General features: G+C 62.5%; 2 protein-coding genes. Both read left to right on the top strand.

Annotated features, from left to right (window positions below):
- Positions 1-276 (top strand): acetoacetate decarboxylase family protein (locus ENZ74_RS31285; protein ID WP_206522380.1); only part of this gene is annotated, 276 nt, incomplete at its 5' end.
- A 47-nt stretch (positions 277-323) separates the two neighbouring features.
- Positions 324-1,484: a patatin-like phospholipase family protein gene (locus tag ENZ74_RS31280; RefSeq protein WP_024503027.1), complete on the top strand. Its 1,161-nt coding sequence runs from the start codon at positions 324-326 to the stop codon at positions 1,482-1,484.
- Positions 1,485-1,606 lie beyond the last annotated feature (122 nt).

Below are 1,606 nucleotides of genomic sequence, written 5' to 3'. Positions count from 1 at the left end.
GTCCTCGCTTCGCTGTCCGCGCCCAATTTCCTGATCAAGATCGTCCCGCATGTCGACGGCACGCCGCGCATCTGCGAACTGGTCCGCTACCACCTCACCGACATCACGCTGAAGGAAGCCTGGACAGCGCCCGCCGCACTCGATTTGCGGCCGCACGTCATGGCCGACGTGGCGCGGCTGCCGGTGCTCGACATCGTATCCGCCGTCCACTTCACCGCCGACCTGACGCTTGGGCTGGGCGAAGTGGTTCACGATTATCTCGCCGACCGCACCTGAGCTGCACAAGCCTTTCAGAGCCCAAACAGAAGTCGGAGACCAAAGCCGTGCTCGAACGCAATCGCAACAAGGAGGCCACCGCCACCATCGCGGAGATCTCGGCGCAGTATGACCGCGTCGCGCTGGTGTTTCAGGGAGGCGGCGCGCTCGGCGCCTACCAGGCTGGGGTGTACCAGGCATTGGCAGAGGCCGGCTGCGAGCCGAGCTGGCTTTCCGGCGTGTCGATCGGCGCCATCAATGCGGCGATCATCGCCGGCAATGAATCGAGCCGCCGGCTGCAGCGCCTCGAGCAATTCTGGCAGACGATTTCGGGTCGCAAGATCTGGGCCTATACGCCGGAAGGCGACATCTACCGTGATATCCGCAATCGCACCAGTTCGTGGATGACCATGGTCATGGGGCAGCCGGGCTTCTTCAAGCCGCGCAATCCTAACCCCTGGATGGAGCAGCCCGGCGCCGAGGGCGCCACCAGCTTCTACGACACGGCCGAGCTGAAGGAGACGCTGCAAAGCCTGATCGACTTCGACATCCTCAACGACGGCAAGAAGCGGTTGAGCGTCGGCGCGGTCAACGTCCGGACCGGCAACTTCGTCTATTTCGACACCGACAAGGTCCGCATCGAACCGGAGCACATCATGGCCAGCGGCGCGCTGCCGCCGGCGTTCCCGTCGATCCGCATCGAAGGCGAATATTACTGGGACGGCGGCATCGTCTCCAACACGCCGCTGCAATATCTGCTCGACCAGGAAGAGGACCGTTCCTCGCTGGTTTTCCAGGTCGACCTGTTCAGCGCGCGAGGCGTCCTGCCGCGCAGCATGCCGGACGTGCTGTCGCGCCACAAGGACATCATGTATTCAAGCCGCACACGGCAAAACACCGACAATTTCAAACGCATCCACGGTCTCAAGATGCGCCTGCTCGATGCACTGAAACGGGTGCCGAAGGAGTTGCGGACGCCGGCCGAGGAAGCGCTGATCGAGGACTATTCGGACGCCGGCACCGTCAACATCGTGCACCTGATCTATCAGCACAAGGGCTATGAGGGTCACGCCAAGGACTATGAGTTCTCAGGCACCTCGATGCGCGAGCATTGGGAGACAGGGTTGGAGGACACGCAGCGCACCTTGCGCCATCGTGAGTGGCTGACGATGCCGACCAATGTCGACGGTGTGGCCATCCATGACCTGCATCGCGAAGACCCGACGTAGCCAGGCCGGTTATGCCCAACGGTTCAGCGTTGTTGGCCAGGATTCGTTTGAACGGCCATCGCCAACGCTCGAGATTGGCCGACGCCTCCAAACTTCGTCATCCTTGGGCGAAGCAGGAGCGA

Source organism: Mesorhizobium sp. M7A.F.Ca.CA.002.15.2.1, from assembly GCF_003998715.1.
Taxonomy (GTDB): Bacteria; Pseudomonadota; Alphaproteobacteria; order Rhizobiales; family Rhizobiaceae; genus Mesorhizobium; species Mesorhizobium ciceri.
Note: the sequence above shows the minus strand (reverse complement) of the source record. Positions and strands in the feature narration are given on the sequence as shown.